This window comes from Agarivorans sp. MS3-6 (genome assembly GCF_054112545.1).
In genome coordinates this window covers 840,201-853,106 of sequence record NZ_CM134202.1, presented here as the reverse complement: position 1 = coordinate 853,106, position 12,906 = coordinate 840,201, and the positions used below count along the sequence as shown (strand labels likewise).

Below are 12,906 nucleotides of genomic sequence, written 5' to 3'. Positions count from 1 at the left end.
GGCAATTCTTTGTTGACTCACCATAGGCATAACCGTATTATCTGCGCCGCACCAGACGAGATGGTTCTGCGGAGTGGTAGTTCAGTTGGTTAGAATACCGGCCTGTCACGCCGGGGGTCGCGGGTTCGAGTCCCGTCCACTCCGCCAAGTCTGTTTAGTCTGTGTGTAATGTTTCGATGTAGCGGAGTGGTAGTTCAGTTGGTTAGAATACCGGCCTGTCACGCCGGGGGTCGCGGGTTCGAGTCCCGTCCACTCCGCCAACGACGAAACAATTTAATGCGTAGGAGTGGTAGTTCAGTTGGTTAGAATACCGGCCTGTCACGCCGGGGGTCGCGGGTTCGAGTCCCGTCCACTCCGCCAGCATTGAATAAGTAATACAATCGTGACGTTAGTATATGCGGAGTGGTAGTTCAGTTGGTTAGAATACCGGCCTGTCACGCCGGGGGTCGCGGGTTCGAGTCCCGTCCACTCCGCCACTACTAAACATAAGGCCTCGTTAATGCGAGGTTTTTTTGTATCTGGCGTTTAGTCAATGAGTACAAAGTACAGCGTGCCGCTGTACTTATACTGGTACTAGTCTTGGTATTTTTCGCGAATCGCAAGGAATTGCTCGAAATTATCGATGAGGCTGTCGACTAATTGAGGGTCAAATTGTAAGCCTCGTTGTTGTTTCAAATACTCTATAATTTCTTGGTCATTCCAAGCATTCTTGTAACAACGAATACTACCTAAAGCATCAAATACATCAGCAAGGGCTGTTAAACGCCCACAGAGAGGGATTTGCTCGCCTTGTAAGCCCTTTGGGTAACCCGAGCCATCCCACTTCTCATGGTGTGAACCAGCAATTTCAGAAGCCAGCTGCATGACCTCTATATTGGAACCACTTAGCATTCGTTCGCCAATCTCGGCGTGAGTCATCATTATTTCCCATTCGGCTTCGTCTAACTTACCGGGTTTATGCAGAATAGAATCAGGTATGGCTACTTTGCCGACATCATGCAATGGTGAAGCGAGCTTAAGTTTCTCAACCATTAACGGCGGAAGCCCTCTTTGCTCTGCTAACAGGGCCGTAAATAAGGACACTCGACGTACATGCATGCCGGATTCTTTGGAGCGTGTCTCAACAATTTCACCCAAACGATATAACACTTCCTTCTGGTTCTCTGTTATCACTTCATTGAGGCGTATGTTCTCTAAAGCGGCAATAATATTTTCGCTTAACAGATTGATAAAGTGATGCTCTGCTTGATTGAACGGAGTTTGACGGGTGATATAAAATAATAAGCTATGCGCAGTATTTTCACAGTAGACTGCTAAGGTGTTATGTTCAAAGATGTTTTTCTTGGTGCTGATAGCTTTATTGAAGAGTGCTTGCTGTGGTTGAGGGAAATCAGTCAATTGTTGCTGAAGCTCAGTAGGGCGTTGTGGGCCTTGGTAGGCGAGTAATTGTAGTTGGGTTGATTTGACTTTATAAGCAAACTGCTCAACATGATAAATACAGCTATCTTCAATATCTAAAATAGCCGCTAATTGCTCTAAAGCGCCTTCAACAAAGGTAAATAACGCCGTTTTTTCGAAAATGCCACGTGATGCTCTAACTACTTTTTCTAAGCCTAACTTGTGTTTCTCTAAAGAGCAGATATCTCGGTAAGAACGTAAACTAGAGCGGATTAACGTGCGTAACTTTTGCGAGGTTAATTCGGTTTTATCTTTATAGTCATTAATATCATAGTTTTCGACAACTTCGTCTTCAGGGGCTTGACCTGGTTGCCCAGTGCGAAGCACGATACGGACACTTTGGTTATTCAATTGTTCTCTGATGTATTTGACTAGGCGCAACCCCGCGTCATCGGTTTCCATTACCACGTCGAGCAGTACTAAGGCGATATCGGGATGTTCAGTTAACACCGTTTTAGCTGCTGTAGCTGAATTTGCATGTAAAAATTGGATCGACTTATTATCAAACTCAAACTGAGATAAAGTCATGGTAGTAATGTCATGAACCTCGGGTTCATCATCAACAATTAGCAATTTCCATTGTTCTTTGAGTGGGCTTGTCGCGCTAACCGTATCATCTAGCACAAATATGTCGTTATTCATTCGCGTTCCGTGCTTCTTATTTTGTATAAGTAAAGAGTATTTTCAGCATAAATTCAATGTGTTGATTGTTTTATATATAAAAAAAGCGAGCCAACTTGGCTCGCTTTAACAAGGTGGGGGGGGGGACTTAGGCGACTGAATCTAGCTCGGTAGTACGCTGAGTCTTTGTAGCCTTGGTATTTTCCAGTTGTTGATGATCAAAGTCATCAACATTAATCGCGTTTAATCGGCCTTGCTCGGTCCGACGCATTAACGCCGCTTCTTGTTCAGTGATAGCCCCGAGTGCGAGCCCTTCTTCAGCAAGTTTGTCCAGTTGAGTGAATGGACGTTTTTCAGCTAAAGCCTTGCAGGTTTTTTCATAGATAGCTTCACAAGCGAGCACATCCTCTAAGGTTTGCTCTAACTCACCGTATACATTACCTGCCACTCTGCTGTCGAAACGCCCTTGTCCTACACGGTTACGTGTTTCACTAGGCTGCTGGAGTATGCGCGCTAGTTTATGGTCAAGTGCATCGCTTGGGGCATGCAGTGGAGTGCCCAATGGGAAAATAACCAAACGCATTAGTTTGCCCACAACTTGATTGGGAAAGTTACGTAATAACTCATCTAGAGCTGTTTGTAATTGATAGAGCGAGTCTTGCATACTCCAATGTAACAACGGTAAATCTTCGGCTTTTCTACCATCATCAGCAAAGCGTTTAAGGGCGGCAGAACAAAGATATAGCTGGCTTAGCATATCGCCAAGTCGCGCTGATACACGTTCCTTGCGTTTTAGGTTTCCGCCCAACGTACCCATAGCTACATCAGACAATAATGCTAGATTGCTACTAAAACGGGTGAGTTGCTTATAGTACACCGCGGTTTGATCTGAAAAAGGGGTTTTAACCAGTTTATTGGCGCTGAGACCAAACCAGAAACTGCGGATAAAGTTGCTAGTAGCAAAACCAAGGTGGCTAAATAGTGCCTTATCAAATTGTTGCAAACCTTGATTGAAATCTGGATGTTGAGTTGCTTCCATTTCGGCGAGGACATACGGGTGGCAACGAATCGCTCCTTGGCCATAAATAATCATACTTCGAGTAAGGATATTTGCACCTTCAACGGTGATAGCAATGGGGGCGCCTTGATATGAACGAGCCAAAAAGTTCTTAGGACCTAAGCAGATCCCCTTGCCGCCGACCACGTCCATCGCATCAATGCTGGCTCGTTGGCCGCGATGGGTTAGGTGATATTTAACGATAGCGGTAATGACCGAGGGTTTCTCGCCAAGGTCAATTGCTGTAACGGTTAAATCCGAGGCGGCACCCATCATGTAAGCGTTACCCGCCAAGCGAGCTAAAGGCTCTTCAATACCTTCCATTTTACCAATCGGTAATTTGAATTGACGGCGAATGCGCGCATAGGCGCCAGTGGCTAATGCGGCATTTTTAATGCCACCAGTGGCACTAGAAGGCAAAGTAATACCGCGGCCTACCGATAGACATTCCACCAACATGCGCCAGCCTTGGCCTGCCATCGCTTTGCCACCGATAATATAATCAATCGGAACAAATAAATCGTTGGCTTTCGTTGGGCCGTTCATAAACGGGATGTTAAGAGGGAAGTGACGGCGACCGACTTCGACGCCTTCAATATCGGTTGGGATTAAGGCACAAGTAATCCCCAACTCTTCTTGCCCACCTAATAAACCATCGGGGTCGGATAGTTTAAAGGCTAGCCCCAATATTGTGGCTACTGGCGCTAAAGTAATATAACGTTTGTTCCAAGTGATACGCATTCCGAGCACTTGCTCACCTTGCCACTCACCCATGCATACCACTCCAGCATCTGGAATCGAGCCTGCATCAGAGCCGGCTTCTGGGCTAGTTAAAGCAAAACACGGGATCTCTTTACCCTCTGCTAAGCGGGGTAAATAGTGGTCTTGCTGTTGTTTGGTTCCGTAGTGTTGTAGTAATTCACCTGGTCCTAGTGAGTTGGGGACGCCTACGGTGCTCGACAATACAGCTGATATACTTGCTAGCTTTTGCAATACGCAAGACTGCGCATAAGCAGAAAACTCTAAACCGCCGTATTCTTTTTTGATGATCATGGCGAAAAATTTGTGCTCTTTTAAAAAATCCCAAATTTCCTCTGGTAAGTCGGCCAGCTCATGGGTGATCTCCCAATCATTTGTCATTGCGCATACTTGCTCTACCGGTCCATCCATAAAGGCTTGTTCTTCTGGGCTGAGGCGAGGGGCTGGGTAACTATGCAGGGTTTTCCAATTTGGCGCTCCGCGAAAAAGCTCTCCTTCCCACCAGGTGGTGCCCGCATCAATGGCTTCTTTTTCTGTTCGAGACATTTCCGGCATGATTTTCTTGAACATGTTAAATAGTGGCTTAGAAATCAGTTGTTGCCTAAGTGGTTTGAAGTTTACACCGCCAACGACCACTAAATAGCCTAACCAGAAAAGCTCGCTAAATGGGGATATGGCACTGTAGCCAAGCAGCGCAGCTGTAATGACTAAGCTAAAGGCAATCAGTGAAGCTCGGAAATAGGCGAGCCCGCCCACTAATATCACAATGCCAACAATGGCCAACAACGGTAAGTAACTTAACATTTAAATCTCCTTGAACTTGGTTAGAGGTCCGACCTCTTTGGTTATTTGTAACGCATTGGTTACAAATGTTCAAGTGATTTACAAAATTACAACATATGGTTTGTGTATTATTCGCTTAACAAATTTGCTTTTAGCGCATTTAGAGCGCTGATTTGAAGCTGAAAAATTGGTATAGTGTTCGACTATTAAGCCTTGCCTTAAAAAGGATAAATTAATGAAAAATTTGATTGTTGACGAGTTACAAGAAGCGGCCAAGGTGTTATCTGCATTTATAGCCGATGACACAAATATTAACGCGATTGAGCAAGCCGCTCGTTTATTAGCTGACACTTTTAAACAGCAAGGTAAGGTTTTAGCTTGTGGTAATGGTGGGTCGCATTGTGATGCTATGCATTTTGCGGAAGAGCTGACAGGGCGTTACCGCGAAGATCGTCCCGCCTATCCGGCCATTGCTATTTCTGACCCTAGTCATATATCTTGTGTCAGTAACGATTATGGCTACGAATTTGTGTTTTCTCGTTACATCGAAGGTTTAGGGCAAGCTGGTGATGTTTTGTTTGGTATTAGTACTAGTGGTAACTCAGGCAATATCATTAAAGCGATTGAAGCGGCCAAAGCAAAAGGCATGAAAGTCATTATTTTGTCAGGTAAAGATGGCGGTAAAATGGCTGGCCTGGCTGATGTGGAAATTAGAGTTCCACATTTTGGCTTTGCTGATCGAATTCAAGAGATTCACATTAAGGTGATTCATATCTTGATTCAATTAATTGAAAAATACATGGCTGAATAAATCAGTATCTCACCCCAAAAGTAAACTAGCGAGTTGTGGTATGTGTGAATTATTGGGAATGAGTGCGAATGTTCCTACCGATATTTGTTTCTCTTTCACCGGCCTAGTGCAACGTGGTGGAGTGACTGGACCACATGTAGATGGTTGGGGGATCACCTTTTATGAAGGGAAGGGCTGTCGTAGCTTTAAAGATCCTGCTCCAAGCTGTGAGTCTAAAATTGCCGAATTAGTTCAAGCTTTTCCGATTAAAAGCCAAGCGGTAATTGGCCATATACGGCAAGCTAATCGTGGTTGCGTTTCGTTAGAGAATACTCACCCTTTTACCCGTGAATTATGGGGCCAAAATTGGACTTACGCACATAACGGCCAACTAAAAGCTTATAAACAGTTAGATACTGGATTCTATAAGCCGATAGGCGCTACCGATAGCGAGCGGGCTTTCTGTTGGATTTTGGAGCAACTTAGGCTTAAATATCCACGTAAACCAAGCAACATGAAAGCGATGTTTAAGTATGTAGCTAGCCTAGCAGATCAGTTACGAGAAAAAGGTGTGTTCAATATGCTATTGAGTAACGGTGAATTTGTGATGGCCTATTGCTCAACCAATTTACATTGGATTACTCGCCGTGCGCCTTTTGGTGAAGCACAATTGGCTGATGCTGATGTGACCATCGATTTTTGTAAAGAAACAACCCCTAATGATGTTGTTACCATGATTGCTACCCAGCCTTTAACCAATAATGAGCATTGGCAAAAAATTGCCAGTGGTAGTTATGTATTGTTTAAGGACGGAGAGTTACAGTAGTTAAACGTAAAAAAGCGCCTAGGCGCTTTTTTTAATTGCTAGCGTAACCGCTACTGGGCAGTTGTCGTCCGTCGAGTAGGGCGACGTCGCCGTCCATCGATAAACGCTGCTCCATGAACCAGTTAATGACCATAGGGTAAATAGCGTGCTCTTGGACTAGCACCCTTGCCGCGAGGTCTTCAGCGGTATCTTCTTCGAAGACAGGCACTTTTGCTTGCAATACTACTGGGCCACCATCTAACTCAGCAGTGACAAAGTGCACGCTACAACCGTGTTCTTGATCGTTGGCTTCTATGGCCCGCTGGTGAGTATGTAAGCCTTGGTACTTAGGCAATAATGAAGGGTGAATATTAAGCATTTTTCCGCTAAAGCGTTCCACAAAAGCTGGGCTTAGGATGCGCATAAAGCCGGCCATAACGATTAAATCCGCTTGCTGTTGTTCAATGACTTCTGCTAAGGCGAGATCGTAGCTGTTGCGGTCGCTATATTCTTTAGGGTTTACAACTACCGTGTTAATTGCTGCCTGTTGCGCTCGCTCAAGGCCGAATGCATCGGCCTTGTTGCTGATAACAGCGGCGATAGAGGCGTTAATACGCCCCTCTTTACAGGCATCAATAATGGCTTGCAGGTTAGTCCCTGAACCTGATATCAATACAACAATGTTGCGCGCCATTAGCTATCCTATTTAAACTCTACTTGACCTTCACCGGCAGCTACATCTTCAATGTGGCCAATTTTCCAGGCTGTTTCGCCGTGCTCTGTCAATAAGGCAAGTGCAGCGTTTACTTCAGCTTCAGGTAAAGCAATGACCATGCCTACACCACAGTTAAAGGTGCGGTACATTTCTTCACGCTCAACATTGCCATTTTTTTGTAGCCAGTTGAATACTTCAGGCCATTGCCAGCTGTTTTCGTCAACCACTGCTTTGGCGCCAGCAGGTAATACGCGAGGAATGTTCTCCCAGAAACCACCACCAGTGATGTGTGATAAAGCGTGTACTTCACATTGCTTAAGTAGCGCTAATACTGATTTAACGTAGATTTTGGTTGGAGTGAGCAAGGTCTCACCTAACGTACTGTTACCTAAAGCTTGTTTAGGATCTGCATTTGATACTTCAAGGATTTTACGAACTAAAGAGTAACCATTTGAGTGAGGGCCACTTGATGCAAGTGCGATAAGTGCATCACCGGCAGCTACTTTAGTACCATCAATGATGTCAGCTTTTTCAACAACGCCCACACAGAAACCCGCTATGTCGTAGTCGTCACCATGGTACATGCCTGGCATTTCAGCGGTTTCACCACCAATCAGTGCACAACCTGATTGCTCACAACCTTGACCGATACCTTTAACTACATCTGCGGCAGTATCTACGTCGAGTTTACCGGTTGCATAGTAATCTAGGAAGAATAAGGGCTCGGCACCTTGGACAATAAGGTCGTTTACACACATGGCGACTAAGTCGATACCCACGGTGTCGTGTTTTTCCAAATCTAATGCAAGGCGTAATTTAGTCCCTACACCATCGGTGCCAGCAACTAATACAGGTTCTTTGTAGCCAGTCGGCAATTGACAAAGTGCACCAAAGCCTCCTAGTCCACCCATTACTTCAGGGCGCTGCGTACGTTTACTTACACTTTTAATACGTTCTACTAATGCATTACCAGCTTCGATATCAACGCCAGCATCTTTATAACTTAAAGGAGTGTTTGGTTTAGTCACGGGATTACCTTGCAACGAACATGGAAAAAAATTTCGCGACATTTTAGCAGTGTTCGCGTCGCTGGAACAGTAATAAACGATAACTAAGACATTTTGTTGATTTTTGCTAACATATCAATATCAAGCTTGGTTTACACTACCAGCTTACAAACCTGTAATTCAAAGGAATAGAGATGAAAGTTGTTGAAGTAAAACATCCTTTAGTGCGTCACAAAATTGGCTTAATGCGCGAAGCAGATATCAGTACTAAGCGTTTTCGAGAGCTCGCTCGCGAAGTTTCTAGCTTACTTACCTATGAAGCCACCGCTAATTTGGACGTTGAGCAAGTCACTATCAACGGCTGGAACGGTCCAGTTACTATTGACCAAATTAAAGGTAAAAAAGCCACTGTAGTGCCTATTTTACGTGCGGGATTGGGAATGATGGACGGTGTGTTAGAGCACATGCCTTCAGCGAAGACCAGTGTTGTTGGTATTTACCGTGATGAAGAAACCTTAGAACCTGTGCCTTATTTCCATAAGCTGGTCGGTCAGATTGAAGAACGTTTAGCCTTAGTCGTAGACCCCATGTTAGCTACCGGTGGCTCGATGATCGCCACCATCGATTTGCTAAAAGAACAAGGCTGTAAAGATATTGTGGTTTTAGTATTGGTAGCTGCACCTGAAGGATTAAAGGCCTTAGAAGCTGCACACCCTGATTTGGTCTTGTATACTGCATCAATTGATGAAAAGCTAAATGAGCAGGGTTACATCCTTCCGGGGTTGGGCGATGCGGGTGACAAGATATTCGGAACCAAATAATTTAGTGTGAATGTCTGTATATAATGGTTTATCTGGGAGAGTGTAGTGATTAAAAAGTGGTTGTTGGGACTTGTTATAGCCCTGGTATTATTACCAGTACAGGCTGCGCAGCAAAACGATTTATACCGAATTGAAGCGGCGGCAAACGGTACTAATAAAGAAGACCAACAACAGGCTTTTGAACTATTGTTGCTGCGCTTAACTGGAGACAGTTCGAGTAAATCGAACCCGCTAGTGGCTAAGGCTAAAGCGAATATAGACCCTTATATTCAACAGTTTTCTTATCGTGACCAAAAAATCTCTGTGTTGTTTAATGAAGCTAAGGTTAATCAATTATTGATGCAAGCTCAGTTGCGACTATGGGGCAAACAACGTCCCAATATCGTGTTGTGGTACGCTAACGAGCAAGATTTTAATCGACAGTTATTAGCTGACAGTGATCAACAAGATTGGTTACAAAACGCCAGAGAACAAGCCGAATTGCTTGGTTTGCCTATCCGTTTACCGGTTATGGATCTTGAGGATAGCATGGCGCTGAGCGTAAACGATGTATGGGGGGGCTTTGATGGCCCAGTGTATCGAGCCAGTGAGCGTTATTCTGCTCCTCTTATTCTTAGTTTTCGTCAATACCCACAAGGAAGTCATTGGCAAATCCAGTGGCGCTTATTAGATAGTAATGCGCAAACCCAGTTAGACTCAGGCGTGGTTCAGGGGACTTTAGCTGAAGTATCGACCTCTGCTATTAGCGCGGTCACTGAGAAGTTAGCTGAGCGCTACGGAGTGATGCTTGGGGAGAATGCTGATGAGGCGATATTAGTTAGCTTTGCTAATATCACCACGATCAGCCAATCTGTTGAGCTAGAGCGTTTCCTTAACCAGCAGCCCAGCGTTGCTAGTATCATGTTGCACAAGGTGCAACATGATGTATTTACCTTTGAAGTTCAGTTACTGAGTCCTTGGCAAGACTTAAAGTCTTCGTTGGATATTGCCCCACGCTTTCAAGCTGACGAAACGAAAGCAAAGTACTATTATTTCCAATAGCAAAAATTTCTCATCTTCTTAGTGAGCTGGTACAATAACGCAAGTTTTGTATCGGCTTTGATTTATTACATTGAGTTTTTCTCCACAATTATCACTCCCAGTGCATTTACCTGATGATGAAACCTTGGTTAGTTTCTACCCCGGCGATAATCAGCAGCTATTGAATGCTTTGCGTAATCTTGCCTTAGATAAAGGCGAGCGGATGTTATATCTTTGGGGGGGAGAGGGTAGCGGTCGAACTCATTTATTGCACGCCAGTTGTACCGAGATGGCAGATGTTGGATCTGCAAGTGCTTACTTACCTCTAGACTTGCATGAGGCAATGTCTCCGCAAATGTTAGAAGGTTTGGAAACAATGGCCTTGGTGTGCTTAGATAACATTGATGCGATTGTTGGTATTAGCGCCTGGGAAGAAGCGATTTTTGATTTTTATAATCGCCGCAAAGAATTAGCGTCTACAACTCGTTTAATCGTGACTGCCAATGCCCCTGCTCCACAGTTATCATTTAGTTTGGCTGATCTACAGTCTAGGTTAAACTGGGGATTAACCTATAAATTGCATGAACTCGATGATGAGCAAAAGTTGAGTGCTTTACAATTGCGTGCCGAACTTCGTGGGCTAAAGATGCCACTCGAAGTTGCCCGTTTCCTATTGAAACGCTTATCACGCGATATGCCAACCTTATTAAATAAGCTAGACGTACTCGACCAAGCGAGCATTACGGCACAGCGTAAGCTGACTGTGCCATTTGTTAAAGAAATACTCGATATTTAGTCTGACTGTTTATCTTTTCGTTTTTTTTAAACCAATACCCAGCTCTTTCCCTCGTTGTTTGGCATAGCTTAAGCCAAACCAAAATGCGGCTAAAACCAACACTAATTCAATGGCTGCAAGCCAGCGTTCTTCAACGGAAACCACCAATAAGGTGGTGCTGTGCAATACATAAAGTAGCAGGATAAAACAGGACCAAGCGTATGTGTAAGGCTTGCCGGTTAAGATCCCTTGTAAAGGAAACAACAAGGGCAGCACCCAAAATACCAGCATTAATATGACGCTTATTTCAGCGGGCGGTGATAACCATAAATGCCATAGTAGTACCCATATAAGTAAGGCTAGATAACTAGCCTTTGCCAAATTTAATAGCTGAGGTGTGGAAAGCTTAGACAATCTCAAGTACCTGCTCTGGTGGGCGGCCAATTCGTGCTTGCCCTTGGTTAATCACAATAGGGCGTTCAATAAGCTTAGGGTTTGCGTGCATTGCTGCTATTAGCTGTTCTGAACTTAGCGCGCTATCAGCCAAGTTGAGTTCTTTGTAGATATCTTCTTTAGTACGCATCAGCTGGCGAGGCTCTAGCTGTAACATAGCTAAGATATTGCTAATCTCTGTTTCACTGGGTGGGGTGTTTAGGTATAAGACGACTTCTGGCTCAATGCCTTTATCTTGTAAAAGTTGCAAAGTTTGGCGGCTCTTTGAGCAGCGCGGATTATGTAATATGCTTACATTAGCCATGTTTGTTCCTTAATGAGTTTGCTTTAGTTAAGAGCTTCTAATTCTTGCTCTGCGTATTTAAACTGTTCAATTCTCGCTTGAATACGCGCTTGCTCTAGATTGTTTTTTGTTAAATTGAAAGCGCTATGTAGTTCGTCAATCGCTCGTCGATAATCTGAATGTAGGGATAAATACTCCGCTTGGGCGGTGTGACTGGCTGCCATATTATTCAATCTACGTTGGGTTCGGCTTAACTCTCCCCAAGCTAGCGCATCATTCGGTTTATTACGTAAGTATCGGTCTAGTAATTTAGCGGATTCTTCAAACTTACCATCTTCGCTTAGGGCATGTGATAGGTTTAATATAATCACTTGGTTATCCGGATAGCGAGGTTGAGCTTCTTTTAAACGACTAATCGCTTTTTCATAGTGTTTTTGCGCCACATCAAGGTCGGTCAGGGTGTCCAACAAAAACAGGTTATCTGGGTGACGCTTTACCAAACCGTCAATAATAGCCTGTGACTTTTGGTATTCGCCTAAGCCAAACAATGCCAGGGCCTTACCGTAAAAAGCCGCGTCTTCAATGCGGTATTCTTTGCGGGTAATTTGTTGCTGGTAATAATCTAAAGCCTCTTTGGGGTTTAGGGTTCCGTGACGGACAATAATTCTGGATTTGGCAAGCTGGAATGATAACGATGGCGCTATAAAACGGTGCGGATATTGATTGGCGCGCGCACGGGCTTCGCTTACTCGAGTCTCAGGTAGTGGGTGAGTAATGAGCATTTGTGGTGGCTTACTGGCGTATCGATATTTCTCGGACAGTTTACCGAAAAAACTGCCCATACCGCTGGGGTCATATCCGGCATTGGCTAGTGTTCTTAAGCCTATTCGGTCTGCTTCAAATTCGTTAGCTCGGGTATAGTTAATCGAGTTTTGAACACCTGCGGCCATCGTAGCCTGTAGTGCTGCAATACCTGCTATGGGGTTAGCTAAGCCCAACAACAGTGAACCCAACATACCTGCCATTGATAAGTTTTGCGCTGCGGCTTGGTTTTCGATACTACGGGCGATATGACGCTGAGTCACGTGGGCAATCTCGTGAGCAATCACCGAGGCGAATTCACTTTCAGTCGCAGCGTAGAGAAACAAACCGGTATGAATTTTCACATAACCACCAAGAAAGGCCGCAGCATTTATTTCGTTATCGGTCACTAAAAAGAAGTTAAATGGAGTGCGCACTTGGTCTGCTTTAGCGACCAACTGATTACCTAATTCGCTAATATATTCTGATAACACCGGATCATTGGTCATACGGTGGCTCGCTCGAATAATTCGCATGTAAGCTTCGCCGTAAATAACCTCTTTGTCTATCGATAGAGCAGACGCACCAGCAGTACCTATTTCAGGTAATTGGTTGTTGGCTGACATCAGTGGAGCATAACTAACTAGCATACTAGCTAAAAAAAGTTGAGCGAGGCGCGTCATCATTTTCCATTTTCATTAGATTAGTATCGCGAGAATACCCCGATTTAGCTTGTTATTCAAAAGCTATAAATTGAG

The 12,906-nt window shown here is 44.4% G+C and carries 12 protein-coding genes and 4 tRNA genes; 9 read left to right on the top strand and 7 right to left on the bottom strand.

What is annotated here, in order from left to right:
* Nucleotides 1-70: 70 nt before the first annotated feature.
* The 4 genes from ACVFI8_RS04035 to ACVFI8_RS04020 all read left to right on the top strand — a co-directional run bounded on the left by ACVFI8_RS04035 (nt 71) and on the right by ACVFI8_RS04020 (nt 476).
* Nucleotides 71-147, top strand: a tRNA-Asp gene (locus ACVFI8_RS04035).
* Nucleotides 148-183: 36 nt separating this feature from the next.
* Nucleotides 184-260 (top strand) — tRNA-Asp (locus ACVFI8_RS04030).
* 23 nt (nt 261-283) lie between these two features.
* Nucleotides 284-360, top strand: a tRNA-Asp gene (locus ACVFI8_RS04025).
* Nucleotides 361-399: 39 nt separating this feature from the next.
* Nucleotides 400-476: transfer RNA gene (locus tag ACVFI8_RS04020), tRNA-Asp, on the top strand.
* 97 nt (nt 477-573) lie between these two features.
* Here ACVFI8_RS04020 and ACVFI8_RS04015 read toward each other — a convergent pair.
* On the bottom strand, nt 574-2,100 hold the full coding sequence (locus tag ACVFI8_RS04015; protein ID WP_248714725.1) for a DUF3369 domain-containing protein: 1,527 nt from the start codon (nt 2,098-2,100) through the stop codon (nt 574-576).
* Between the two features lie 127 nt (nt 2,101-2,227).
* On the bottom strand, nt 2,228-4,699 hold the full coding sequence (gene fadE, locus ACVFI8_RS04010; protein ID WP_248714726.1) for an acyl-CoA dehydrogenase FadE: 2,472 nt from the start codon (nt 4,697-4,699) through the stop codon (nt 2,228-2,230).
* 214 nt (nt 4,700-4,913) lie between these two features.
* Between fadE and lpcA the strand changes: the two genes are divergently transcribed.
* Nucleotides 4,914-5,489, top strand: coding sequence for a D-sedoheptulose 7-phosphate isomerase (gene lpcA, locus ACVFI8_RS04005; protein WP_248714727.1), 576 nt, complete (start codon nt 4,914-4,916; stop codon nt 5,487-5,489).
* Between the two features lie 40 nt (nt 5,490-5,529).
* The gene (locus ACVFI8_RS04000; RefSeq protein WP_248714728.1) at nt 5,530-6,294 is read left to right on the top strand and encodes a class II glutamine amidotransferase; all 765 of its coding nucleotides are present in this window, start codon (nt 5,530-5,532) and stop codon (nt 6,292-6,294) included.
* Between the two features lie 31 nt (nt 6,295-6,325).
* On the opposite strand, the gene purN is transcribed toward ACVFI8_RS04000, so the two are convergent.
* Entirely contained in the window at nt 6,326-6,967 is a 642-nt protein-coding gene (purN, locus tag ACVFI8_RS03995) for a phosphoribosylglycinamide formyltransferase (RefSeq protein WP_248714729.1), read from the bottom strand.
* A gap of 8 nt (nt 6,968-6,975) precedes the next feature.
* Nucleotides 6,976-8,058 carry a phosphoribosylformylglycinamidine cyclo-ligase gene (purM, locus tag ACVFI8_RS03990; RefSeq protein ID WP_457873080.1) on the bottom strand — a complete coding sequence of 361 codons (1,083 nt, stop codon included), beginning with the start codon at nt 8,056-8,058 and terminating at the stop codon, nt 6,976-6,978.
* Between the two features lie 131 nt (nt 8,059-8,189).
* Between purM and upp the strand changes: the two genes are divergently transcribed.
* The 3 genes from upp (at nt 8,190) to hda (ending at nt 10,632) form a co-directional block, all read left to right on the top strand.
* The gene (gene upp, locus ACVFI8_RS03985; protein ID WP_248714731.1) at nt 8,190-8,816 is read left to right on the top strand and encodes a uracil phosphoribosyltransferase; all 627 of its coding nucleotides are present in this window, start codon (nt 8,190-8,192) and stop codon (nt 8,814-8,816) included.
* Nucleotides 8,817-8,861: 45 nt separating this feature from the next.
* Nucleotides 8,862-9,857, top strand: coding sequence for a DUF2066 domain-containing protein (locus ACVFI8_RS03980; protein ID WP_248714732.1), 996 nt, complete (start codon nt 8,862-8,864; stop codon nt 9,855-9,857).
* Between the two features lie 70 nt (nt 9,858-9,927).
* The gene (gene hda / locus ACVFI8_RS03975; RefSeq protein WP_248714733.1) at nt 9,928-10,632 is read left to right on the top strand and encodes a DnaA inactivator Hda; all 705 of its coding nucleotides are present in this window, start codon (nt 9,928-9,930) and stop codon (nt 10,630-10,632) included.
* A 9-nt stretch (nt 10,633-10,641) separates the two neighbouring features.
* Here hda and ACVFI8_RS03970 read toward each other — a convergent pair whose 3' ends face one another.
* Genes ACVFI8_RS03970 through bepA form a run of 3 tightly spaced genes read right to left on the bottom strand, consistent with a single transcriptional unit; the run spans nt 10,642 to nt 12,834 of the window.
* Nucleotides 10,642-11,025 (bottom strand): DUF2069 domain-containing protein, encoded by a 384-nt coding sequence (locus ACVFI8_RS03970; RefSeq protein ID WP_457873079.1) that lies wholly within the window; start codon nt 11,023-11,025, stop codon nt 10,642-10,644.
* Nucleotides 11,018-11,368: an arsenate reductase (glutaredoxin) gene (arsC, locus tag ACVFI8_RS03965; RefSeq protein ID WP_457873078.1), complete on the bottom strand. Its 351-nt coding sequence runs from the start codon at nt 11,366-11,368 to the stop codon at nt 11,018-11,020. The genes ACVFI8_RS03970 and arsC overlap by 8 nt, the downstream gene beginning before the upstream one ends.
* Nucleotides 11,369-11,391: 23 nt before the next feature.
* Nucleotides 11,392-12,834, bottom strand: a complete 1,443-nt coding sequence (gene bepA / locus ACVFI8_RS03960; RefSeq protein WP_457873077.1) for a beta-barrel assembly-enhancing protease — start codon at nt 12,832-12,834, stop codon at nt 11,392-11,394.
* Nucleotides 12,835-12,906 lie beyond the last annotated feature (72 nt).

Bases quoted from the DNA above. Each gene is read 5' to 3' on its own strand.
- upp (WP_248714731.1), top strand. From the start codon at position 8,190: ATGAAAGTTGTTGAAGTAAAACATCCTTTAGTGCGTCACAAAATTGGC.
- ACVFI8_RS04000 (WP_248714728.1), top strand. From the start codon at position 5,530: ATGTGTGAATTATTGGGAATGAGTGCGAATGTTCCTACCGATATTTGT.
- lpcA (WP_248714727.1), top strand. From the start codon at position 4,914: ATGAAAAATTTGATTGTTGACGAGTTACAAGAAGCGGCCAAGGTGTTA.
- purM (WP_457873080.1), bottom strand. From the start codon at position 8,058: ATGTCGCGAAATTTTTTTCCATGTTCGTTGCAAGGTAATCCCGTGACT.
- fadE (WP_248714726.1), bottom strand. From the start codon at position 4,699: ATGTTAAGTTACTTACCGTTGTTGGCCATTGTTGGCATTGTGATATTA.
- bepA (WP_457873077.1), bottom strand. From the start codon at position 12,834: ATGATGACGCGCCTCGCTCAACTTTTTTTAGCTAGTATGCTAGTTAGT.
- purN (WP_248714729.1), bottom strand. From the start codon at position 6,967: ATGGCGCGCAACATTGTTGTATTGATATCAGGTTCAGGGACTAACCTG.
- arsC (WP_457873078.1), bottom strand. From the start codon at position 11,368: ATGGCTAATGTAAGCATATTACATAATCCGCGCTGCTCAAAGAGCCGC.
- ACVFI8_RS04015 (WP_248714725.1), bottom strand. From the start codon at position 2,100: ATGAATAACGACATATTTGTGCTAGATGATACGGTTAGCGCGACAAGC.